A 22,312-nucleotide genomic window follows, 5' to 3' on the forward strand; every position below is an offset into this window, starting at 1 on the left:
CAATTAAATAAGTTGAAATTCTGGAGTTTTTACCATAAAATTAAACAATCGCATCACCGCATTTTCAGAGCCGTCAGTTTTGCTATCGAAATCGTATTTTAATATTTGTTCAAAATCTTGTTGCATATTTTCGTCAGCTTGAAACAGTAATCGATCTTTAAGCTCTGCTACAATTTGTTTGTTATTTCCTGCTGCGTCCCAATTCAATTTTATCGAAAGTTGATTGTTTGGGTTTTGTTTCGTCAACCTATTTTCATAATCTTTATTTGCTCGGCTTATGTTTTTACCATTGCAAAGCAAATCTGCGGCATTGTTTCTTTGCAGAAAAACCTGCGAAGTCAGCCAAGAATTTCCGCCGTCCCATCCTTTCACATTGGGTTGGTTGAACAAATCCATTCCTTGTTCCTTTAGAAAAAAAGCGATTAGTTTTCCGTTAGGATTTTCAATATTTAGTTCGCTCATTAATTGCAAACTGAATTCTAATGGGTTTTTAATTTTGGAACCTGCATTGTTTTTAGTAAACTCTTCGGTAAAAATTTTGGTCAAAAGCGGTTGGATTTCAAAGTTCATTTTTTTAAAATAATCACCATAATACTTTACTAATTCTTCTTTTGGATTATCGTAAATGAACCAATTCAATATTTTTCGAGTAACTAAATACGGAATATTGGGTTGTTCGAAAATGATGTCTACCATTTCGTTTATTTTGAAATTTCCTTTTTTTCCGAGGTAAGTAAAACTTTCACTGTCTTCAAAAAATTTTCTATAGACAGCATTTTCTTCGCCTATGCCTAATCCAGCAAGACCTTTGGCCCCATTTTTTATATCTTGTTCGGTATAATTCCCTATGCCAAGAGTGAAAAGTTCGAGTAATTCCCGACTCAGGTTTTCGTTGAGTTTATCTTTTCGATTATCAACATTATCCAGATAGCGAACCATCGCATTGCTTTGAATGATTTTTTTGGTCAAGGTTTTGAAATTGCCAAAGGCGTTCTCTCTCAGGATTTGATTGTGCTGAAAAACCCAATAATTAACTTTCACTTTTTGAAAAGTGGAAACATAATGATTGTGCCAGAAACAAGTCATTTTTTCGCGAAGCGGAAATTCTTCTTCGTTCATTTTAGCAATCCACCACGCTCTCATTTCAAAGGAAGTTTGACCTTCCTTTTTGAGTAATCCTTTTACCTCTTCAGGACTTGCTGCTTTATATTTTTTTCGAATTTCTTTATACTCGTTTAGTGTTTTCGGGCTGTCTTCCAAGAAATCTGGAATTTTAGAATCAAACTTTGTCGCAAAAGACTTTTCCAAAAACTTTTTCAAGCCTAATTTTTCGATAGTTTTTGCATGTCTTGCCGAATATCCGAGTCGCAATGACCAAAGGGTGTTTATGTTCATAATCTCAAGTGCTATAGAAGTTGGACTTAGATTTTGTGAAAGGGTTTAATTTATATTAATCTTATTTTTAATAAAAATAAAACATCAATTATTTATCTTCTTTTTTTTCTGTTAAATCGCTCAAATGCAAACGCAAGGCATCAATCGAAATACTAATTTCCCAAAAAGAGATTCCTAATGAGACCAGCAGGGCAAGTAAACTTAAGCCGAAAAGATAAATGCCCAGTACTTGTTGATCCATAAACAACAACAGCATTGCAAAAACAGAAAGGAATAAACACAAAACGCCAAACATTTGCATATAACGGATGAGTGTCAATCGTAAGTTTAGATTTTTAATTTCTAATAGAACACTTTTGCTTTCCTCTTCATCATATGTTTTTTTTAGTTTTCGAATGATTTGGGCAATTGTTAGAAATCGGTTTGTGTAAGCCAATAAAATTAATGAAGTTGCGGAGAAAAGTAGGGCAGGAGTTTCTATATGTAGAGTCATTTTGTTAGGTTTTAAAAAAATATAGTCAAAGTTCGTGATTCTTTATTCAATACGTTTATTTTTATAAAAAAATGTCAATTAGACAACACAATAAAGTTGATAATTTAGTCCTTTTTTAAACTTTCAATTTTAGTAACGATTACCAATAATTAATGCCGCTATTGCATTTTTAGTAATTTTTAAAGTACAATATTTATTTGTTGAAAATTGTTGATTTAAAAATGTCTTTTTGTTATATTTTTTTTACTATTTATGCTAAATTGCGCTTTTTTAACTAAATTATAATTTAAATGAAATTTAAATTTATTTTAAACCTCTGGTGTTTTCTCGCTGTAGGTCTTCTGATCAATCAAAAAATCCAAGCACAGTGCCCGCAAATCGAGAGCATTTTAGTTGATGCTTGCGATAATAGTAGTTTAGACGAAGGTCTTAATGAAATGGTTCGGTTTCAAGTCGGTAGCAACGCTATGAACACTAGTGCTTTATCGGTTGTGTGGCCAAATAATTCTTGGCAAGGCCTTATTCAGAATTCAACTACAAACACTAAAGTAGCCACATTAAATGCACAAATTAAGTCTGCTGGTGGCTGTGGCCAATTGCTACAACCTACAGGTGGTATAATTCTTGCAAACTCCAAGGTAGTTTTAGTAACTAGCTACAACTTTGATGTGAATCTAAATGCATTTGGTGCCATTTCGGAAAATATATATATTATTTTCCAAAATAATCCTGATACAACTATAGGTCATTTTGCCAATTACTCTACTACTGGAACTATTTTAAGGACACTTTCAATGTCTTTTGGCTCAGGATGTAATGATTCGGTAACATATCAAAAAACATTATTAATTAATACTGCAGGGAATAATGCAGCGGAGAATGGTGCGACCGTCAATTTTACACCATCTGGAACAGCCTCTTATGTGAATAATGGATGTGTTGCACCTGTAGATGTTTTTGCTGTAGATGCGGGTAATTCTCCTATAACCGCTTGTCCAGGAGCTACTATTTCTTTGCTTGGAATAGCACAAGGGCAACAGTCTGTAAGTTGGTCGGCAGCAAGTGGAATCTTTTCCTCTTCAACTACATTAGGAACTAATTATACTATTGATTCTGCAGCTACCGGCTCGATAACCTTAACATTAAAAGCTACAAATTCTTGTGGAAAAGATAAAATAGATACTGTAGTTGTTAACATTAATTCGGGCACATCTCCCGTAATCAATTGCGGCACTATTACAAGTTCTTCGGTTCAGTTTGATTGGCCAGCGGTTATTGGTGCAACCACATATTCTGTTTCATATCAGATTGGTTCAGGAGCACCGACGGCTTTAGTAAAAATTGGAAATGTATCAAACTATACAGTAAGCGGCTTATCGGCAAGTACTAGTGTCACCATTACTGTTTTGCCAATTGGTGGTGCAGGAACTTGCTTTGTGTCTTCTTCAAAAACTTGTACATCCAGTGGTTGTATTCCTCCTGTTTTAAGCATAATCAATCCAGCCTCAGTTTGTTCGCCTGCGACAGTCGATATTACTGCGGCAGCCGTAACTGCAGCAAGCACGGGTTCAGGAATTTTAAGTTATTGGACCGATGCTGCTGCAACAATTGCTTTGACCAATCAAGCTACTATTTCAATAAGCGGAACCTATTATATCAAAAGTACAGCAGGAACTTGTTTTGACATCAAACCTGTAACCGTAGCCATAAATTCAACTCCGGCTTTAAGCATAACTAATCCTGCGTCGGTTTGTTCGCCTGCCACGGTCGATATTACTTTAGCGTCCGTAACAGCAGGAAGTACTGGTTCGGGAGCATTAAGTTATTGGACAAATTTGGCTGCAACGACACCTTTATTAAATCCAACAGCCATTGCGAACAGCGGAACCTATTTTATTAAGAGTACAGCAGGAACTTGTTTTGACATTAAACCTGTAACATTAACCATAAATTCAACTCCAGTTTTAAGCATAACTAATCCTGCGGCAGTTTGTTTTCCAGCAACGGTTGATATTACTTTAGCAGCCGTAACAGCAGGAAGCACGGGTTCAGGAAATTTAAGTTATTGGACAAATGCTGCTGCAACAATTGCCTTAGCAAATCCATCAGCAGTAGCTTCTAGTGGAACTTATTTCATCAAAAGTACATCTGGAACTTGTTTTGATATTAAACCTGTAACAATAGCCATAAATTCAGCCCCAGTTTTAAGCATAAGTAACCCTGCGTCAGTTTGTTCGCCTGCCACGGTCAATGTTACTTTAGCAGCCGTAACAGCAGGAAGTACTGGTTCGGGAACTTTAAGTTATTGGACAAATGCTGCTGCAACGATTGCCTTGGCAAATCCATCAGCCATTGTCACTAGTGGAACGTATTTTGTCAAAAGTACTTCTGGAACTTGTTTTGACATTAAACCTGTAGTAGTTTCTGTTATTAGTAGTTTTGATTTTGATATATCAGGTAGTTGCGTCAACGGGTCTTTCACATTGGTATCAAAACCCATTTCAAATTCGTATGATAGTGCAACAGCAACGTTTCAATGGAAGGATGAACTTGGAAATAATATTGGTTCGAATGAATCCACTTTGGATGTTTCAAAAGCATTGGCAAACACTTCAGTTGTTGAGGAATTTCCGCTTACTTATTCCTTAGAAATTACTCCAGTAGGAGGTTGCCCTGCGACCAAAAGCTATATAATTTCGGGAGTTTTTTGCAGTATACCGAAAGGAATTTCGCCCGATGGGAATTCTAAAAATGATGAATTTGATTTAACTGGACTAGGAGTCAAAGAGTTACACATCTTCAATAGATACGGAACAGAAGTGTACAATCTTATCAATTATACCAATCAATGGCACGGGCAAACGAATGGAGGTGAAGAACTTCCCGATGGCACCTACTTTTATTCCATCCATAAAGTAGATGGTACTAATACGACAGGTTGGGTTTATATTAATAGAAAACAATAAAATGAAGAAAATATATTTCACTATCCTATTAGTTGCAATGGCTATTGTGGATGTAAGCGCACAGCAAGACCCTCATTATACACAGTACATGTATAATATGAATGTGATAAATCCTGCCTATGCAGGTTCGAAGGAAAATATATCATTTGGTTTGTTATATCGTAAGCAATGGGTAAATATTGATGGAGCGCCAAGCACATTTACTCTCTCTGGTTCAAGTCCTATTGGGAATAACTTAGGTCTCGGATTATCTATGATATCCGATGAAATAGGACCTGTAAGCGAGCAAAACGTCTATACCGATTTATCCTATACTTTGAATTTAGGCGGTGAACATCGTTTGGCTTTTGGTATGAAAGCTGGAGGTACTTTTCAAAAAATTGGATTGAACAGCGAAATTGCAAATTCGCTTCCTTTTCCAGATGAAGATGCTTTCAAACAAGACACCAATACTATTTCTTTCAATGCTGGAGCAGGTATTTTTTATTACACGAATACCTACTATATTGCCTTTTCAGTACCAAATATGATTAAATCCACACATTTAGATTATAACGGAGTACGATATGGCACTGAGGTTCAACACTACTTTTTGACAGGTGGTTATGTTTTTGATTTAAGCCCAAGCTTAAAATTCAAGCCGTTTATGATGTTGAAATCGGCATTTAATGCACCAGTTTCTTTAGATGTCTCGTCTAACTTCCTGATAAACGAAAAATTTGAAATCGGAGCAACTTACCGGTTGGACGACAGTTTTGGTGCGATGGTAAACTTTGCAATAAGTCCAGAGTTACGAATAGGATATGCTTATGATCATATAGTTTCTGATTTAAATATCACAACACCGTCGTCACACGAGATTATCCTACTTTTTGATTTGAATATTGCCAAAAAAGTATCCCGTTCATCAAGGTATTTCTAACCTATTAACAAAACTAAATAATGAAGAATTTATATATTTTATGGAGTTTTGTGTTTGTTAGCACAATAACTTTGAAAGCACAAAATAAAGAAACCGCAAAAGCCGATAAATTGTATCTACAATTTGAATATGTCAAGGCTACCGAAGCCTATCTAAAACTAATTGACAAAGGAGAAAAAGATACCTATATCTACAAACAATTAGCAGAAAGCTACTATAAGATGTTTAATCCTGTTGAAGCTATCAAATGGTATGCAAAAACAATAAGCACGCCACAAGATGCTGAAATTTATTACCATTATGCTCAAATGCTGAAAGCAAATTCACAATACGAAGCAGCAAGCAGTCAAATGGTCACTTTTACAAATAAAGCTCCAAATGACCCACGAGCAAAAGAATATAAGGAAAATCCAAATTATATCCCTCAGTTATTAGAAAAAAGAAAACTTTTTGACATTGAATTGCTGAAAATTAATAGCGACAAGTCAGAATTTGGTCCTTTTTTGACCGATGGCGGCACCTTATACTTTACTATTGCTAATCAAAAATCTAAAAAAACAGATGGAATTAAAGAGGAACCTTTTTTAGATATTTTTAAAGCTGTTTACAATCAAGATGGAACTATTGAAGCGCCAACTGAAGAACCTGAACTTAATACCAAATGGCACGATGGTCCGGTAAGTATCACTGCTGATGGTAACACAATCTATTTTGCTAGAGAAAGTTTTGCTATAAAAAGTTTTGAAAAAGACAAAAAAAACCATCTCAAAATGGGTCAGGTCAACCTTTTTAAAGCCACAAAAACCGGCGGAGCTTGGGCAAACATTGTCCCATTGACATTCAATAGTAAAAACTATTCAACTAGTAGTCCTTGTATAAGTAAAGATGGTAAAACTTTGTATTTCAGTTCCAATATGCCAGGCGGAAAAGGAGATAATGATATTTGGAAAGTAAAAGTAAATTCAGATGGCAGTTATGGTGCACCAGAAAATCTAGGTGAATCAGTAAATACAATGGCTAGCGAACAATTTCCATTTATAACTGAGGACAATATTCTTTATTTTGCGTCTAGCGGAAAACCAGGTTTAGGAGGTTTGGATGTGTTTTCGATAGATTTAAATTCTAAATTAGCAGGAAAAGCCATAAACCTTGGCAAACCTATAAATAGTGAGAAAGACGATTTTTCATTCAGTTTCAATAACCAATATGCAGTAGGTTTCTTTGCAAGTAACCGATCAGGAAATGATGATATTTATGCAGCAAATCCGGTTTGCACGGTTGAAAATACAACAATTGTTACCAATTCAAACACAGGAAAAATATTAGAAAATGCAATTGTTACGATACTCGACAATAATAAAAATACTGTTGACACGAAAAACACTGCTACAAATGGTGCCGTCATTTCTTCCTTAGATTGCAACAAATCGTATACAATAAAAGTTGTAAAAGACGGTTTTGAAAGTGGTATTTTTGAAATGCCATCGAACAAAGGAGGCAAATCTATAGTAAATGCAGCACTCAGGCCAATTACTGAAATAGTATCACCAACCGAAATTGTTTTAAATGATATAAATTTTGAATTCGATAAAAGTAATATTACCCAAGATGCTGCTTTTGAATTGGATAAGTTGGTTCAAGTGATGAAAAACAATGAAAAAATGATAATAGTTGTAAAATCGCACACCGACAATTTAGGTGATGATGCCTACAATAAGAGTTTGTCTGAAAGAAGAGCAAAGGCTACCATCCAATATGCGATTTCAAAAGGCATAAATGCAGAAAGAATATCAGGGAAAGGCTATGGTGAATCGGAGTCAAAAGTAAACTGTCAAGAAAATTGCACCGATGCGCAAAATGCACAAAACAGACGAAGCGAGTTTTTGCTTGTGAAGTAGTTGATTTGAAAGGATTCTAAAACTAAAATTCAATAGAAGTCAATACGATTGCACTTAAGATGTGAAATTGAATTTAATTATTTTTTGTAAATAATGTAAAAAAAGATGAACAATAAGGATATCTCTTTTAAAATTAAACTATTCGTCTTAACTATTTTGTTCTTCGCAAAAGGTTGGGGTCAAGTTACAATTGCTCCAGATGGATTAAATAATTCGAGCTTGTCGTTTAGTACAAGCGGGGGACAATATTATACTGGAAAGTCTACTTCAGGTGATTTGCCTTCAAACTCACCATTTTTTTTGGAAGGTACCCATTCGTATGGTGTCATTAATGGAACTGCAACTTTAACATCCAATTCAGACATTAATACTTCTGGATATTCATTTGTAACGATGTCACTTCGTGTCGCAGCATTTTCAATTGGATCATCGGGGAATGGTGTAGAACTTGACGATATTGTAACGGTTGAGGTTAGTCCAGATGGAGGCTCTAATTGGTTCAGTACATTACGCGTTTTAGGAGAATCCAATGCTTGTTGGTCGTTTAGTGGAGGAAAAAATGCGACAACAGCTTATGATGGGAATTCAAGTCCTGTTAATTTTAAACCAAATTCTGGTGGAGAACTCACAAGCGACGGCTATTCGACAATTACCATAAATAATCTACCCTCCGTACTCAATTTACGATTTAAAATTACTTTAGTAAATGATAGTAGTAGAGAACTATGGGTAGTAGATGATTTTAAAGTTACAGGAACTGTTTCTTGTACTCCACCTGTTTTATCGACAGTTTATCCTAATTCTGGTCCGGTGGGTACTGAAGTTGTTATTACTGCCAGCTCAGGCGATTTATCTGGCGCCACCGCAAATTTTGGTGGTGTTGCTGCCACAGTTATTTCTACTTCTACAACGCAAATGACTATTCTAGTTCCTACAGCAGCTACCGGAAATTTAACAATTAAAAATAGCGTTGGATGTCAAGTTCCGGGTGCTTTTACAATTCTAAAAGAAGATAAAACGTCCTGTAGTGGCGGAACAGGAAGTTTTAGTGATTTAATTATTTCAGAAGTATATGATTCGAAGGATTTTAATGTCTGGCACATGGAATTGTATAATCCTACTGCTTCGCCAATTGATTTATCGGTTTCAAATTATGAATTTGAAATTTATCAAACTAAAGGGGATCCAAGTAGTCTATCAAGAACAGTACTGCTTTCTGGAATAATTCTTCCAGGGAAAGTTTTCTTAGCAAATTTAGGTGATTCGGGGACTCCGTGTCCAAAAGCATTTGATTTTACGGACAGTTCTCAAGGTATAAACGAGGACGATCAAATACGTCTGACTAAAAATGGGGTTTTGGTAGATGTAGTCAATTGCCCTACTACAAAAGGATATACAATCGAAAGAAAACCGACGGCAATAGGACCAAAAACAACTTTTTCAGATAGCGACTGGACGACATCGGATAATGAAAGTTGCAGCAATTTAGGGACTTTCCCATATACATCAAGTTCAGCACCCACAATTGTAACCCAACCCACATTTTCGCCAAGCTGTTCCAATATTGTTTTTTTTGTCACTGCAAATGAAGGTGTTGTGGGAGGGAATTCATTAGCCTATCAATGGTATTTTGCAGTACCAAATAGTCCTACGTGGATGCCTGTAACCGATGGAGGAGTTTATAATGGGGCAACCAATTCGGTGTTAGCAATTAGTTCTTATTCGGGATTATTGGGGTACCAATATTATTGTCAAGTACGGGAAAACACGGCAACCTGTTCTTCTGATTCGAATGCTGTAAAAATAAGTAGTTCTGGTTCTTCTGTAGTGTTAAACATTACTAATCCAGCAAAAGTGTGCGGTGCTATAGGCATTGTTGACATTACGGTTCCTGCTGTTACTGCCGGAAGCATTGGTTCGGGATCTTTATCCTATTGGACGGATATTGCTGCGACCATTCCTTTGCCAAATCCTTCGACCGTTGCATCAAGTGGGACCTATTATATCAAAAGCGTTGCCGGGACTTGTTCAGATATTAAACCTGTAGTCGTTACGATAAATTCGGCATTGGTGTTAAGTATTTCCAATCCTAATCCAGTTTGTGCGCCAGCAACAGTTGATATTACTGCTACAGCGGTAACGGCCGGAAGTACTGGCTCGGGAATTTTATCCTATTGGACTGATCCTGCTGCGACCAGCGCTTTGGCTAATCCATCTACTATTGCAACAACGGGCACCTATTATATCAAAAGCGTTGCTGGAACTTGTTCTGATATAAAGCCCGTAACTACTATTGTCAATCCTCAAGGAGGTGTATTGACCTTATTTTGTGATGCAGCAAACACAACAGCAACCTCAGTGCGGTTTGACTTTAATAATATTACCGGCTATAAAGGATATAATTATTCCTATTCTATTGCAGGTGCGGCACCTGTAATAGGATATCACGTTTCTCCATCTAATTTCGATGTTCCTGTTTCAGGGCCAGGAATATCGGTGACTTTCACTATTTTATCAGTTGACGGGGTTCCTTGTGTGGCGCCCGTATCAGCAACTTGTAGTTCGACTTGTACTAGTCTAGTGACTCCAACATTCACGGGAATAAATGCGATTTGTGCTGGAGAAAGTTTATCGGCTTTGCCAACGACATCGAACAATTCGATTACAGGAACTTGGTCGCCAGCTTTAGATAATACAGCAACAAAAACCTATACTTTTACACCAACAGCAGGACAATGTGCTACGACTACAACACTAACTATACCAGTAAATTCGAAAGTTATCCCAACATTCACAATATTAGATCCGATATGTACTGGAGAAAGTTTATCGGCATTACCAACGACATCGAACAATTCGATTGTAGGAAGTTGGTCACCAGCGTTAGACAGCACGACAACAACAACCTATACTTTTACACCAGCAGCAGGGCAATGCGCTACAACTACGACACTAATCATACCAGTAAATTCGAAAGTTATTCCAACATTCGCAGCAGTAGCTCCTATATGTTCTGGAGTAACTATATCGGCTTTGCCAACGACATCGAACAATTCAATTACTGGAACTTGGTCGCCAGCACTGGACAATATGACAACTAAAACCTATACTTTTACGCCAGCTGCAAATCAATGCGCTACTACAGCTACAATGACTGTTACCGTTAGTCCGAATGTTGTAACACCGACTTTTAGTCCAGTGGCCACGATTTGCTCAGGAGAAATTTTATTGCCTTTGCCTACAACATCCAACAATTCGATTACAGGAACTTGGTCGCCAGCTATAGATAATACTGTAACAAAAACCTATACTTTTACGCCAACGGCTGGGCAATGTGCTGCGACTACGACACAAACTGTCACTGTGAATTCAAAAGTTATCCCAACATTCACAGCAGTAGCTCCGATATGTTCTGGAGGAACTTTATCGGCTTTGCCAACAACATCTAACAATTCGATTACAGGAACTTGGTCACCATCTTTGGACGACACGGCAACAACAACCTATATTTTTACGCCGACGGCTGGACAATGTGCTTCTAATGCAAGTTTGACTGTGGTTGTGAATAATAATATAACAACTGATTTGATTTATTATTTATGCATTGATAAAGCAGGACTAATTGTGGCTCCAATACCTATTGAAACTAATTTATCCCTAATAGATTACAGCTTTGCTTGGGAATACAATGGCAGTCCAATTAGCGCAACGTCCTCCTCCTATGATGCTACTGCTGTTGGTGTTTATAAGGTTACTGCAACTAGTTCCACTGGAGGATGTACAATTGTATTCAATGCTGATGTCAAGGAATCAAAAGAAGCCATTGCAGTAGCTACTGTGGGAAATGATTTTGATAATCAGCAGCAAATTATCGTAACGGTTACGGGAGGATTAGGGAATTATGAATATCAATTAGATGATGGATTACCACAGAGCAGTCCAATTTTTTCCGTTTTTAAAGGAGGAGAATATACTGTAAAAGTTATAGATAAATTAGGGTGCAATAATTTTGACTTGAATGTAACCGCTCTTAATTACCCTAGATTTTTCACCCCAAATACGGATGGATTTAATGACACTTGGAATATAGAAGGACTAAATCAACCAGAAAAAGCAATTATTTATATTTTCGATCAATATGGTAAGCTTTTGAAACAAATAGCACCTACAGGCAGAGGTTGGGATGGCATTTACAATGGTGTTGCATTACCAGCTTCCGATTATTGGTTCCATTTATTATATCAGGATTCGATAGGTGCTAACAAAGAATTTAAAGCTCATTTCTCCTTAAAAAGATAGTTTCTTAGAACAAAAAACCTTTCTTTTATACTCCTTGCTTCACGGTTGAAAGTCATTTTCCCTTGTGCGAAAATGATTTTTACTTGTGCAAGAATGATTTTCACTTGTGCGAAAATGATTTTCCCTTGTGCAAGAATGATTTTCCCTCGTGCGAAAATGATTTTCCAAGGCTCAAGACGGATTCTCTGCGGTTCAAGACTGATTTATTTGTCTTGCTCCAGTAGGTACTATTCGAGCGATTTTAGAACTACTTTGCTATGAACCAAAAGACCTGCAAATTTTCACTTGCAGGTCTATTATCTATCGGTCTATTATCAATTTGTCTTTTACTTAATCAAATCAAAACTTCTCTTCACGAAAGCCGTAAGTTCTTCTCCTTTCAAAAGGTTTTGTGATAGTTTTGCCAAATCCAAAGCTTGTTTTACCAAACCTTCCTGAGTTGTTTTGTCTTCGGTGTTCAAGATATTAGAAGCCAAATCCGAATTGGTATTGACTACCAAGTTGTACATTTCTGGCATATTTCCCATTCCGAACATTCCGCCACCACCAGACTGACTCATTTCTTTCATTCGACGCATAAACTCTGGTTGCGTGATGATGAAAGGTGCAGCTTGGCTGTCCAAAGCTTCTAGTTGTACAGTGTACGCTTTTGGAATGTAAGTTTCCAATGAAGTCTTCAAACTTTCTTTTTCGGTATCGGATAATTTAGAAATTGTAGTTTCGTCCTTTTTAATCAAATTATCAATATGATCTGAATCGACACGAACGAAAGTCAACTCTTTATTGTCACCTTCAATTTTTTGGATTAAGTGCGAGATAATTGGCGAATCTAGAAGTAATACTTCATATCCTTTTTCTTTAGCGATTTCGACATACGAATGTTGCGCTTCTTTATTTCCAGCATATAAAACAACTAGTTTTCCGTCTTTGTCAGTTTGTTTTTCCTTCAAGTTTTCTTTCAATTCATCTAAAGTGAAGAATTTATCATCGACAGTTGGATACAAGACAAAAGCACCTGCTTTTTCATAGAATTTCTCTTCTGAAAGCATGCCGTATTCTAAAACTACTTTGATATCGTTCCATTTTGATTCAAAATCTGCGCGATTTTCCGTGAACAGTGATTTCAATTTATCGGCTACTTTACGAGTGATGTAATTCGAAATTTTCTTCACTGCACCATCGGCTTGCAAACCAGAACGAGAAACATTTAACGGGATATCAGGAGAATCAACAACGCCGCGAAGCATCATCAAAAATTCAGGAACAATTCCTTCTACGTTATCAGTAACGTAAACTTGGTTTTGATACAATTGAATTTTGTCTTTTTGAATTTGCATATCAGAACCCAATTTTGGGAAATACAAAATTCCCGTCAAGTTGAAAGGATAATCTACGTTCAAATGAATATGAAATAACGCTTCTTCGAACTGCATTGGATACAATTCGTGGTAAAATTTTTTATAATCTTCATCCGCTAATTCCGTTGGTTGTTTCGTCCAGGCTGGATTTGGGTTGTTGATTATGTTGTCAATTTCAATGGTTTCATTTATGTAATCTTCTGGAGCATCCTCTGGTTTTGGTAAAGTTTCTGTCTTAGTTCCAAATTTAATTGGAATAGGCATAAACTTGTTGTAACGATTCAATAATTCCTTGATTTTGAACTCTTCTAAAAATTCTAATGAATCTTCTGCAATGTGCAAAATAATTTCAGTGCCACGAGTGGTTTTGTCCGATGGTTCCAACGTGAATTCAGGGCTTCCGTCACAAATCCAGTGAGCTGCTGGCTCGTCTTTGTATGATTTGGTAATAATTTCCACTTTAGAGGCCACCATAAAAGCAGAATAAAAACCCAAACCAAAATGACCAATGATTCCTGAATCTTTGGCAGAATCTTTGTATTTTTCTAGAAATTCTTCTGCTCCAGAAAAAGCAATTTGGTTAATGTATTTCTCTACTTCCTCGGCAGTCATTCCCAAACCTTGGTCGATAATATGCAATTTTTTGCCTTCTTTATCGATTTTAACTTCCAGAATCGGGTTGCCATATTCTACTTTGGCATCGCCAACGCTTGTTAGATGTTTTAACTTTAGGGTAGCATCGGTCCCATTCGAAATCAACTCACGTAAAAATATTTCGTGATCGATGTATAAGAATTTCTTAATTAAAGGGAAGATGTTTTCTACCGAAACATTAATTTTTCCAGTTGTCATAGTTGAAGTTTTTAAAAATTATTTTTATTATATTCGTGCTTTCAAATAGAATACCAATTTCGGTTGAAGTGACAAATTGTCGGAAACGTGAATTTTGATACAAAAATATTTTATTTTGATACTATTTTTTGGAGGTTCGTTGTAACTTTGCATCAAGTTTAATATAAAAAAGACTATAAAAATGAAAAAAACAATTACAATTATTATGCTTGCTGTTTTGATCTTTTCTTGTAAAAGCAAATCGGGTGCAACTGCTACAACAGTAAAAAATGAACCAGTAACAAGTACGAAATTGGATAGAAGTTCGCAAGTTGCAATAAAAGGAAATTGGGTTATAACCAGCGTAACTTTTCCAGGTTCAGATTACATCAGAGTGAGTTCCTTTAATATTGCCGATACTAACTGTTTCGTTGGGAGTACGTGGAATTTTATTTCTAATAACAACAAAGGAAGTATGAGTTTGACAAAGACCGATTGTCTTGCTTTCAGTTCGCCAATTGTTTGGAGTATAAATAAAGAAGGCGTATTCGTACTCAAAATTGTAGAAGCTGGAGTAAAATCAAAAACGGTTACTCAAGGTTTTCTATTACGGGTGGCCAATCAAACTGAGAATTCATTTCAATTAATTGACAAAATCAACGTTGGTGGTCAAGATAAGGAAGTTACTTACCAATTTGTAAAAATCATTTCTACTAAAAACTAAATAATCATGAAAAAAATATCAATTTTAGGGATAAGCAGTATGTTTCTTGTGGCAACCCTTTTTGCAGGTTGTAATTCAGTAAAAAATGCTAATAACACTCAAAAAGGAGCAGGAATCGGTGCGGGAGCAGGAGCTCTAATTGGCGCAATAATAGGAAATAATTCAAAAATTGGAACCGCAGGTGGAGCACTTATTGGAGCCGCAATAGGAGGCGGAACTGGAGCTTTGATTGGAAATAAAATGGATAAACAAGCCAGAGAAATTGACCAAGCATTGCCAGGAGCGGAAGTGGAAAGAGTAGGCGAAGGTATTCGATTAGTTTTAAACGAAAATGCAGTTCGTTTTGACACTGGAAAAGCGACGTTAACAGCGGCCGCAAAAGCCAATTTAAACAAGCTAGTGCCGGTTTTTAAGGAATATGCCGACACCAATATTGAGATTTTCGGTTACACTGACAGTACTGGAAGTCCGGAATTCAATCTAACGCTTTCTCAAAAAAGAGCCGAATCAGTTAAAAATTATTTGGCGTCTAACGGTTTGCTAAATTCTCGTTTTAAAATTACAGGAAAAGGAATTGCTGATCCAATTGCTACAAACGATACTGCAAATGGAAGAGCTCAAAATCGCCGAGTTGAATTTGCTATTTTAGCAAATGACAAGATGGTGCAAGATGCCAAAAAAGAAGCGGGTCAATAAAATCTTCGTTTTATAAATATTCTAAAGCTGTTTCGTTTTGAAGCAGCTTTTTTTTTGGAATTAATTTGTACATTTGAATTCTAAAATCTTTTAAAATGGGAAATCAAAAGAGAAGTTCAATTGATAATAAAAAGGATGCTGTTCAGGAGCCTGCTACAGATTATAAAATAACTTATACAGAAAAGCTTGATCCAACAAATACTGATGAACAAGAAACTTTGTTGCGAAAATTGTTAGAAATAGGTTTGGAACAAAGCAAAATGGGTTTGGGAATTTCTAACGAAGAAATGAAAAGGAGAACCAAATTAAAATATCCTTTCCTGAAATGATTTATAAAATTGAATGGAAAACAATTGCCACATATAGTTACTTCAATGAAATAAATTTTATTTTGTCAAAATGGAATGAAATTGAAGTTCAAAAATTTGAAGATTTAGTTTATGATTTTTTAGCAACATTATCCAAAACTCCTGAAATCGGAATTTTCAAATCCGAATACAATTGTTATTCATTAGTAATTTCAAAACAGACCACTTTGTACTATAAAATCATTGAAGATAAATCTCAAATTGACCTAATTTTATTTTGGAACAACAAGCAAAATCCAATACATCTTAAAAAAATGTTGCACTAATTTACTGTTTTTTTATGCAACTATCCGTAATAATCCTCAATTACAACGTGCGTTATTTCTTGGAACTTTGTGTTCTAAGTGTTCAAAATGCTTTGCAAAATATCGATGCCGAAATTATTGTAATCGACAACAATTCTCAGGACGATAGTTGCGAGATGATGAAACAGCGTTTTCCGAACATCAAACTCATAGAAAATAAGGAAAATACCGGTTTCCCGAAAGGGAATAACATAGGCGTAAGCCAAGCAAAAGGCGAGTATATTTGCATCCTCAATCCAGATACAGTTGTTGCTGAAGATACGTTCACGAAAGTATTGGCTTTTGCCAAAAAACAAAAAAATTTGGGAATTATTGGCTGCAAACTCATCGACGGAACAGGAAATTTTCTGCCCGAAAGCAAGCGTGGAACTCCAACTCCTTTTGTCGCTTTTACCAAAATAGCAGGTTTGTATAAAATATTTCCAAAGGCTTTTGGAAAATATTATGCTCAACATTTATCCGAAAATGAATCTGGAAAAGTCCAAATTCTAGTCGGTGCTTTTATGTTGATGAAACGTGATTTGTATGATGAAATCGGAGGTTTTGACGAGAATTGTTTTATGTATTCAGACGATATTGATTTATCGTATATGACGTTAAAGAAGGGAAAATCAAATTATTATTTTCACGAAACTTCAATTATACATTACAAGGGCGAAAGTACAGTTAAGGACGGAATCTATATGAAACGCAATCAACAAGCGATGAATTTTTTCTTTGAAAAACATTTTCGTGTATCTTTTTTCTTTACGATATTTATGAAGATAGGAATTGTTTTCTTTTCTTTGGTAAAAATGTTTCAAGGAAAACCAAAACCAAAATCAAATCCAGATAATTATATACTGATTTCGAATGATGAAATTTTAAAAGAAAAATTAGAAAAGCAATTAAATAAAACGGTTGAAATGCAAGATGTTTCATATTCATTTATGAAGAATAGTACATCTACTGAGATTATTTTCGACCAAAATTATCTCAATTTCAAAACGATAATTAATGCATTGGAAGCAAATAGATACAAAGAATTTACCTTTAAAATTATCCCGAAATCATCTCGTTTTATGCTGGGTAGCAATAGCAGTTTTGATCGAGGTGAAGTCATCGAGATTTAAGAATTTAGACATCAGATTTCTGATTTTTGATTTATCCAAAAACCATCAATTATCAGCTTAGAACTAAAAATAATCACTAATTTTGCATTCATAAAATCAAAATCACCTTTTAGGTTAATACTATGGCAAGATTTGAATTGAAACTCCCAAAAATGGGAGAAAGCGTAGCGGAAGCAACTATTACAAATTGGTTGAAACAAGTAGGTGACAAAATCGAAGCCGATGAAGCTGTGCTTGAAGTTGCTACTGACAAAGTCGATAGTGAATTGCCCAGCGAAGTTTCGGGTATATTAGTTGAACAATTGTTTGGTAAAGATGATTTGGTTCAAGTAGGTCAAACCATTGCAATTATCGAAACCGAAAGCCCCCCAGCCCCCGAAGGGGGAGCTCAAAGTGAGGTAAATCAAGACATTTCTGAATCTTTAAAAATTATAGAAAGCAGTATTACCAATGCTACTGACATTGTTTATGCTCTCCCTTCGGGGGCTGGGGGGCTTTCCGAAAAGTTCTTTTCTCCTTTAGTAAAAAACATTGCTAAAGAAGAAGGGATCTCTGTTGCAGAATTAGAAAATATTACAGGTTCGGGAAAAGACGGAAGAGTGACAAAAGAGGATATTTTAAATTATATACAAACAAGACTTTCTGTTGCACCAAGTGAAATCCTAGAACAAAAAATAATTGCTCAATCACAACCCATAACTTTCAACCCACAACCCATAATTTCTTCCCTGAATGGAGGCGACGAAATCATCGAAATGGACCGAATGCGCAAGCTGATTGCGGGTTATATGATGGCTTCAGTACAGACTTCGGCACATGTGCAATCGTTCATTGAAGTGGATGTGACCAATATTGTAAAATGGAGAGATAAGGTAAAAACTGCTTTCGAAAATAGAGAAGGAGAGAAGCTAACGTACACGCCAATTTTTATGGAGGCTGTTGCCAAAGCTTTGAAAGATTTCCCGATGATGAATATTTCTGTTGATGGTGAAACTATCATCAAAAGAAAAAATATCAACCTTGGAATGGCAGCTTCGTTGCCAAATGGAAACTTAATTGTTCCCGTTATTAAAAATGCGGACCAACTCAATTTAGTTGGAATGGCTAAGGCCGTGAATGATTTAGGAGGAAGAGCGAAAGCCGGAAAACTAAAACCAGACGATACACAAGGCGGAACATATACCGTCACTAATGTTGGGACTTTTGGTAGTGTTTTTGGAACGCCAATTATCAATCAGCCGCAAGTGGGGATTTTGGCACTTGGAGCTATCAGAAAAGTGCCAGCCGTTATCGAAACACCTGAAGGCGATTTCATTGGTATTCGCCAAAAGATGTTTCTTTCCCACAGTTATGATCATCGTGTTGTTGATGGCGCTTTGGGAGGAAGTTTTGTAAAACGCGTTGCAGAATATCTAGAAGCGTTTGATGTGGATAGAAATTTTTAATCACTTATAAAATCGAATACAAACCCGACTGTTTTCGAACTTGTCGGGTTTTTGATTTTTGTCTAAAACTTTTTAAAATAATCGACAAACTATATGTTCAAAAAGATATATTTGTCATTCTAAAAATAAATAATGGAGCTCAAACTTAATAAACCAATTTGCTTTTTCGACCTAGAAACTACAGGAATTGATGTGGCCAAAGATCGAATTGTTGAAATAGCAATTTTCAAAGTTTTTCCCAACGGAAATAAAGAAAGTAAAACGTGGTTGGTGAATCCCACTATCCCCATTCCATATCAAACTACATTGGTTCACGGAATTACAGACGAAAAAGTAGCTAACGAGCCTACTTTTAAGGAATTGGCGTCGCAAGTTTACAACATAATTAAAGATTCTGATTTGGCTGGATACAATTCTGATCGTTTTGATATTCCATTATTGGCAGAAGAATTGCTTCGCGCTGGAGTAGATTTCGACATGAAAAACCGTGTTTCTGTAGATGTTCAAACTATTTTTCACAAAAAAGAAGAACGAACATTAAGCGCAGCATTGAAATTTTATTGTGGTCAAAGTCTCGAAAATGCCCATTCTGCCGAAGCCGATACAATGGCAACTTACGAAATTATGAAAGCCCAATTAGAGCGTTATCCCGATTTGCAAAACGATATAAAATCACTTTCAGAATTTACCACTAGAAAAAAAATTGCCGATTTTGCAGGAATGATTGCTTTTGATAAGGAAGATAATGAAATTTTTACCTTCGGAAAACACAAAGGAGTAAAAGTCGACACAGTTTTAGAAAATGAACCCGGTTATTTCAGTTGGATTCAAAATGCAGATTTTCCTTTATATACTAAGAAAGTTTTGACAGCCATAAAGTTGAGAAAATTGAACACGAAATAGGTACAGGGTCTTAGGTATTGGGTGCAAGGTATTCCCAAAACCCAGGACCCAAGACCCAAAACCCCAATTATGAAAATAATCTGTATCGGCAGGAATTACGCCAAGCATATCGAGGAATTGAAAAACGAAAGACCATCGGAACCGGTGATTTTTATGAAGCCCGATTCGGCGGTTTTGTTGAAACAACATCCTTTTGTGATTCCAGAATTTTCCAATGATATTCATCACGAAATAGAACTTATAGTCAAGATAAATAAAGTGGGAAAATATATCGATACCAAGTTTGCTCATAAATACTATGACGAAATTAGTGTAGGTATAGATTTTACTGCCCGAGATTTGCAGAATGAATTAAAATCTAAAGGATTGCCTTGGGAAAAAGCGAAATCGTTTGATGGTTCGGCAGTAATAGGCGATTTTTTGCCCAAAAGTCAATTTAATTCATTAGAAAATATTACTTTTGAATTGACGAAAAACGGTGAAACAGTCCAAAAGGGCAATACCGATTTTATGTTGTGGAAGATTGACGAACTAATTTCTTATGTTTCACAATATTTCACTTTAAAAATTGGTGATATTATTTTTACAGGAACACCAGAAGGAGTTGCAGTTGTAAAGTCAGACGATGTTTTAGAAGGTTTTTTAGAAGGAAATAAATTATTTAGTATACAAATAAAATAGATGGCACTACATTATAACTTAGCAAAAGTGTACGCACTTTCAGATAACGATCCAGAATTTGTCCTTCAAATCGTAACGTTATTTGTTACCGAAATTCCCGAAGATATCGCAGAAATCAAAGAAGGAATCAAAAAAAAAGATCATAAACATGCTTATTCTTACGCACACAAAGTAAAACCATCACTAGATTTATTGGGTTTAAAAGTAGCTTTCGAAGAAATTCTTCAAATTGAAGCGTGGACAAAAATCGAAGGTGAAAAGAAGGAAATAAAAGAAACATTCAAGAGCGTCAAGCACCAAGTAAAAGATGCCATTAAGGAATTAAAAAAAGATTTCGATTTATAAGAAGCAAATCCTGCTGTATGTTGCAAGTTTTTTTAAAATCACTTTTTTTCAAAAAAAATAAAAAAGGAGCTTCCTCTGGTCGCTCTTTTTTATTTAGAAAAAATAGTGATTTTAGGCAAAAGCTTTCCACTTCCATCAGGGCTAAAAAGATTTCAGATTTCAGATTGTAGATTTCAGAATTTAGATTTGAGATTTCAAAATTGACATTCTTTAACTTCCAACTTCCAACTCCTAACTTCCAACTCCTAACTTCCAACTCCTAACTTCTAAACTCTAACCTCAAATGAAAGCATCCATAATAACCATTGGCGACGAAATTTTAATAGGGCAAATAGTCGATTCAAATTCGGGATTTATTGCCAAATCATTAGATAGAATTGGTGTCGAAATACACGAAATGATTTCCATTAGTGACAACAAACAACATATTCTAAGCACCTTTGAAAAACTTCAAAACAAAGTCGATTTGGTTATCATTACCGGTGGACTTGGGCCTACAAAAGACGATATCACCAAGAAAACTTTCTGCGATTATTTTGATGATCAATTAGTTGTAAATGACCAAGTACTTAAGCATGTTACCCATTTGATCGAAGGGTTTTACAAACGCAAGATCACTCAACTGAACATAGATCAAGCCTTAGTGCCGTCAAAATGTACTGTGCTTCAGAATAAAGTGGGTACCGCACCAGGAATGTGGATGAAAAAAGAAAATACCGTTTTTATTTCGCTTCCAGGAGTTCCGTTTGAAATGAAATATATAGTCGAAAACGAAATTATCCCCAAAATTGTTACCGAATATAAGCGACCATATATCATTCATAAAACCGTTTTAACCTATGGAATTGGCGAAAGTTTATTGGCAGAAACGATTGAGAATTGGGAAAATAATCTACCCGAGTTTATAAAATTAGCCTATTTACCAAGTCTAGGTCGAGTGCGATTGCGCCTTTCAGCTCGCGGAACAGATAAAGAATTTTTGGAGCAATCCATTTCCGAAAACGTAACATCTTTGTCCAAAATATTAGGCGATAGTATTGTTGGATTTGAAGATGATGAGACACTTGAGAAGGTAATCGGAAGTCTATTGACACAGCAAAACAAAACCATTGCTACCGCCGAAAGTTGCACAGGCGGAAAAATTGCTCAGGTTTTAACCTCGGTTGCAGGAGCTTCAAACTATTTTAAAGGCGGCATTGTTTCTTATGCGACCGAAACTAAAATATCGATTTTGGGACTTTCTGAAGATTTGATCAAAGAATATTCAGTTGTAAGTGCAGAAGTGGCAAAGCAAATGGCGGTTAATATTCAAAAATTAATGAAAACCGACTATGCAATTGCCACAACTGGGAATGCCGGTCCATCAAAAGGGGATTCAGATGCCGAGGTTGGTACGGTTTTTATTGCCTTGGCAACGCCAAATGAAGTGCTAATTGAAGAGTTTAATTTCGGTCAACCCCGTGATAAAGTGATAGATAGAGCGGCTCTTAAGAGTTTAGAAATGTTGCGTAAAGAAATTTTTAAAAATGTGCCATAATTTTTTTGCTTCATCCGTTTATTTTTCTTTTCTT

The 22,312-nt window shown here is 35.8% G+C and carries 17 protein-coding genes; 14 read left to right on the forward strand and 3 right to left on the reverse strand.

Annotated features, from left to right (window positions below; translation table 11 throughout):
- Positions 1–3: 3 nt before the first annotated feature.
- Both RMO83_RS03975 and RMO83_RS03980 read right to left on the reverse strand, forming a co-directional pair.
- Entirely contained in the window at positions 4–1,395 is a 1,392-nt protein-coding gene (locus tag RMO83_RS03975) for a DUF1800 domain-containing protein (protein ID WP_310558382.1), read from the reverse strand.
- An 88-nt stretch (positions 1,396–1,483) separates the two neighbouring features.
- A complete protein-coding gene (locus tag RMO83_RS03980; RefSeq protein WP_310558383.1) occupies positions 1,484–1,888 on the reverse strand; it encodes a DUF2721 domain-containing protein in 405 nt (134 codons plus the stop codon).
- Positions 1,889–2,178: 290 nt separating this feature from the next.
- Here RMO83_RS03980 and RMO83_RS03985 point away from each other — a divergent pair, with 290 nt between their 5' ends.
- The 4 genes from RMO83_RS03985 (at position 2,179) to RMO83_RS04000 (ending at position 11,973) form a co-directional block, all read left to right on the forward strand.
- Positions 2,179–4,854, forward strand: coding sequence for a gliding motility-associated C-terminal domain-containing protein (locus RMO83_RS03985; protein ID WP_310558384.1), 2,676 nt, complete (start codon positions 2,179–2,181; stop codon positions 4,852–4,854).
- Position 4,855: 1 nt separating this feature from the next.
- Complete coding sequence (locus RMO83_RS03990) at positions 4,856–5,776, forward strand: type IX secretion system membrane protein PorP/SprF (RefSeq protein ID WP_310558385.1); 921 nt, start codon at positions 4,856–4,858, stop codon at positions 5,774–5,776.
- A 20-nt stretch (positions 5,777–5,796) separates the two neighbouring features.
- On the forward strand, positions 5,797–7,674 hold the full coding sequence (locus RMO83_RS03995) for an OmpA family protein (protein WP_310558386.1): 1,878 nt from the start codon (positions 5,797–5,799) through the stop codon (positions 7,672–7,674).
- A 105-nt stretch (positions 7,675–7,779) separates the two neighbouring features.
- Positions 7,780–11,973 carry a T9SS type B sorting domain-containing protein gene (locus RMO83_RS04000; RefSeq protein WP_310558387.1) on the forward strand — a complete coding sequence of 1,398 codons (4,194 nt, stop codon included), beginning with the start codon at positions 7,780–7,782 and terminating at the stop codon, positions 11,971–11,973.
- Positions 11,974–12,299: 326 nt separating this feature from the next.
- Here the strand turns inward: RMO83_RS04000 and htpG are convergent, their stop codons facing one another.
- Positions 12,300–14,183, reverse strand: coding sequence for a molecular chaperone HtpG (gene htpG / locus RMO83_RS04005; RefSeq protein ID WP_310558388.1), 1,884 nt, complete (start codon positions 14,181–14,183; stop codon positions 12,300–12,302).
- 181 nt (positions 14,184–14,364) lie between these two features.
- Between htpG and RMO83_RS04010 the strand changes: the two genes are divergently transcribed.
- From RMO83_RS04010 to RMO83_RS04055, 10 genes are all read left to right on the forward strand, one after another.
- A complete protein-coding gene (locus RMO83_RS04010) occupies positions 14,365–14,886 on the forward strand; it encodes a lipocalin family protein (protein WP_310558389.1) in 522 nt (173 codons plus the stop codon).
- Between the two features lie 6 nt (positions 14,887–14,892).
- Positions 14,893–15,582, forward strand: a complete 690-nt coding sequence (locus RMO83_RS04015) for an OmpA family protein (RefSeq protein ID WP_310558390.1) — start codon at positions 14,893–14,895, stop codon at positions 15,580–15,582.
- Positions 15,583–15,677: 95 nt separating this feature from the next.
- Positions 15,678–15,911, forward strand: a complete 234-nt coding sequence (locus RMO83_RS04020) for a hypothetical protein (RefSeq protein ID WP_310558391.1) — start codon at positions 15,678–15,680, stop codon at positions 15,909–15,911.
- Positions 15,908–16,216, forward strand: coding sequence for a hypothetical protein (locus RMO83_RS04025; protein ID WP_310558392.1), 309 nt, complete (start codon positions 15,908–15,910; stop codon positions 16,214–16,216). Before RMO83_RS04020 ends, RMO83_RS04025 begins: the two co-directional genes overlap by 4 nt.
- 14 nt (positions 16,217–16,230) lie before the next feature.
- On the forward strand, positions 16,231–17,367 hold the full coding sequence (locus RMO83_RS04030; protein ID WP_310558393.1) for a glycosyltransferase family 2 protein: 1,137 nt from the start codon (positions 16,231–16,233) through the stop codon (positions 17,365–17,367).
- 122 nt (positions 17,368–17,489) lie between these two features.
- Positions 17,490–18,812, forward strand: coding sequence for a dihydrolipoamide acetyltransferase family protein (locus RMO83_RS04035; RefSeq protein WP_310558394.1), 1,323 nt, complete (start codon positions 17,490–17,492; stop codon positions 18,810–18,812).
- A 132-nt stretch (positions 18,813–18,944) separates the two neighbouring features.
- The gene (locus tag RMO83_RS04040) at positions 18,945–19,715 is read left to right on the forward strand and encodes a 3'-5' exonuclease (RefSeq protein WP_310558395.1); all 771 of its coding nucleotides are present in this window, start codon (positions 18,945–18,947) and stop codon (positions 19,713–19,715) included.
- Between the two features lie 69 nt (positions 19,716–19,784).
- Positions 19,785–20,396, forward strand: a complete 612-nt coding sequence (locus RMO83_RS04045) for a fumarylacetoacetate hydrolase family protein (protein ID WP_310558396.1) — start codon at positions 19,785–19,787, stop codon at positions 20,394–20,396.
- The gene (locus tag RMO83_RS04050) at positions 20,397–20,741 is read left to right on the forward strand and encodes an Hpt domain-containing protein (RefSeq protein WP_310558397.1); all 345 of its coding nucleotides are present in this window, start codon (positions 20,397–20,399) and stop codon (positions 20,739–20,741) included.
- 283 nt (positions 20,742–21,024) lie between these two features.
- Positions 21,025–22,278 carry a competence/damage-inducible protein A gene (locus RMO83_RS04055; protein ID WP_310558398.1) on the forward strand — a complete coding sequence of 418 codons (1,254 nt, stop codon included), beginning with the start codon at positions 21,025–21,027 and terminating at the stop codon, positions 22,276–22,278.
- The last annotated feature ends 34 nt before the right edge of the window (positions 22,279–22,312 follow it).

The organism is Flavobacterium sp. (assembly GCF_031423415.1).
Taxonomy (GTDB): Bacteria; Bacteroidota; Bacteroidia; order Flavobacteriales; family Flavobacteriaceae; genus Flavobacterium.

Coding starts and splice junctions, on each gene's coding strand:
- RMO83_RS04025 (WP_310558392.1), top strand. CDS start 15,908: ATGATTTATAAAATTGAATGGAAAACAATTGCCACATATAGTTACTTC.
- RMO83_RS04015 (WP_310558390.1), top strand. CDS start 14,893: ATGAAAAAAATATCAATTTTAGGGATAAGCAGTATGTTTCTTGTGGCA.
- RMO83_RS04040 (WP_310558395.1), top strand. CDS start 18,945: ATGGAGCTCAAACTTAATAAACCAATTTGCTTTTTCGACCTAGAAACT.
- RMO83_RS04050 (WP_310558397.1), top strand. CDS start 20,397: ATGGCACTACATTATAACTTAGCAAAAGTGTACGCACTTTCAGATAAC.
- RMO83_RS04045 (WP_310558396.1), top strand. CDS start 19,785: ATGAAAATAATCTGTATCGGCAGGAATTACGCCAAGCATATCGAGGAA.
- RMO83_RS04055 (WP_310558398.1), top strand. CDS start 21,025: ATGAAAGCATCCATAATAACCATTGGCGACGAAATTTTAATAGGGCAA.
- RMO83_RS03975 (WP_310558382.1), bottom strand. CDS start 1,395: ATGAACATAAACACCCTTTGGTCATTGCGACTCGGATATTCGGCAAGA.
- htpG (WP_310558388.1), bottom strand. CDS start 14,183: ATGACAACTGGAAAAATTAATGTTTCGGTAGAAAACATCTTCCCTTTA.
- RMO83_RS03995 (WP_310558386.1), top strand. CDS start 5,797: ATGAAGAATTTATATATTTTATGGAGTTTTGTGTTTGTTAGCACAATA.
- RMO83_RS04000 (WP_310558387.1), top strand. CDS start 7,780: ATGAACAATAAGGATATCTCTTTTAAAATTAAACTATTCGTCTTAACT.
- RMO83_RS04030 (WP_310558393.1), top strand. CDS start 16,231: ATGCAACTATCCGTAATAATCCTCAATTACAACGTGCGTTATTTCTTG.
- RMO83_RS04010 (WP_310558389.1), top strand. CDS start 14,365: ATGAAAAAAACAATTACAATTATTATGCTTGCTGTTTTGATCTTTTCT.
- RMO83_RS03980 (WP_310558383.1), bottom strand. CDS start 1,888: ATGACTCTACATATAGAAACTCCTGCCCTACTTTTCTCCGCAACTTCA.
- RMO83_RS04035 (WP_310558394.1), top strand. CDS start 17,490: ATGGCAAGATTTGAATTGAAACTCCCAAAAATGGGAGAAAGCGTAGCG.
- RMO83_RS03990 (WP_310558385.1), top strand. CDS start 4,856: ATGAAGAAAATATATTTCACTATCCTATTAGTTGCAATGGCTATTGTG.
- RMO83_RS03985 (WP_310558384.1), top strand. CDS start 2,179: ATGAAATTTAAATTTATTTTAAACCTCTGGTGTTTTCTCGCTGTAGGT.
- RMO83_RS04020 (WP_310558391.1), top strand. CDS start 15,678: ATGGGAAATCAAAAGAGAAGTTCAATTGATAATAAAAAGGATGCTGTT.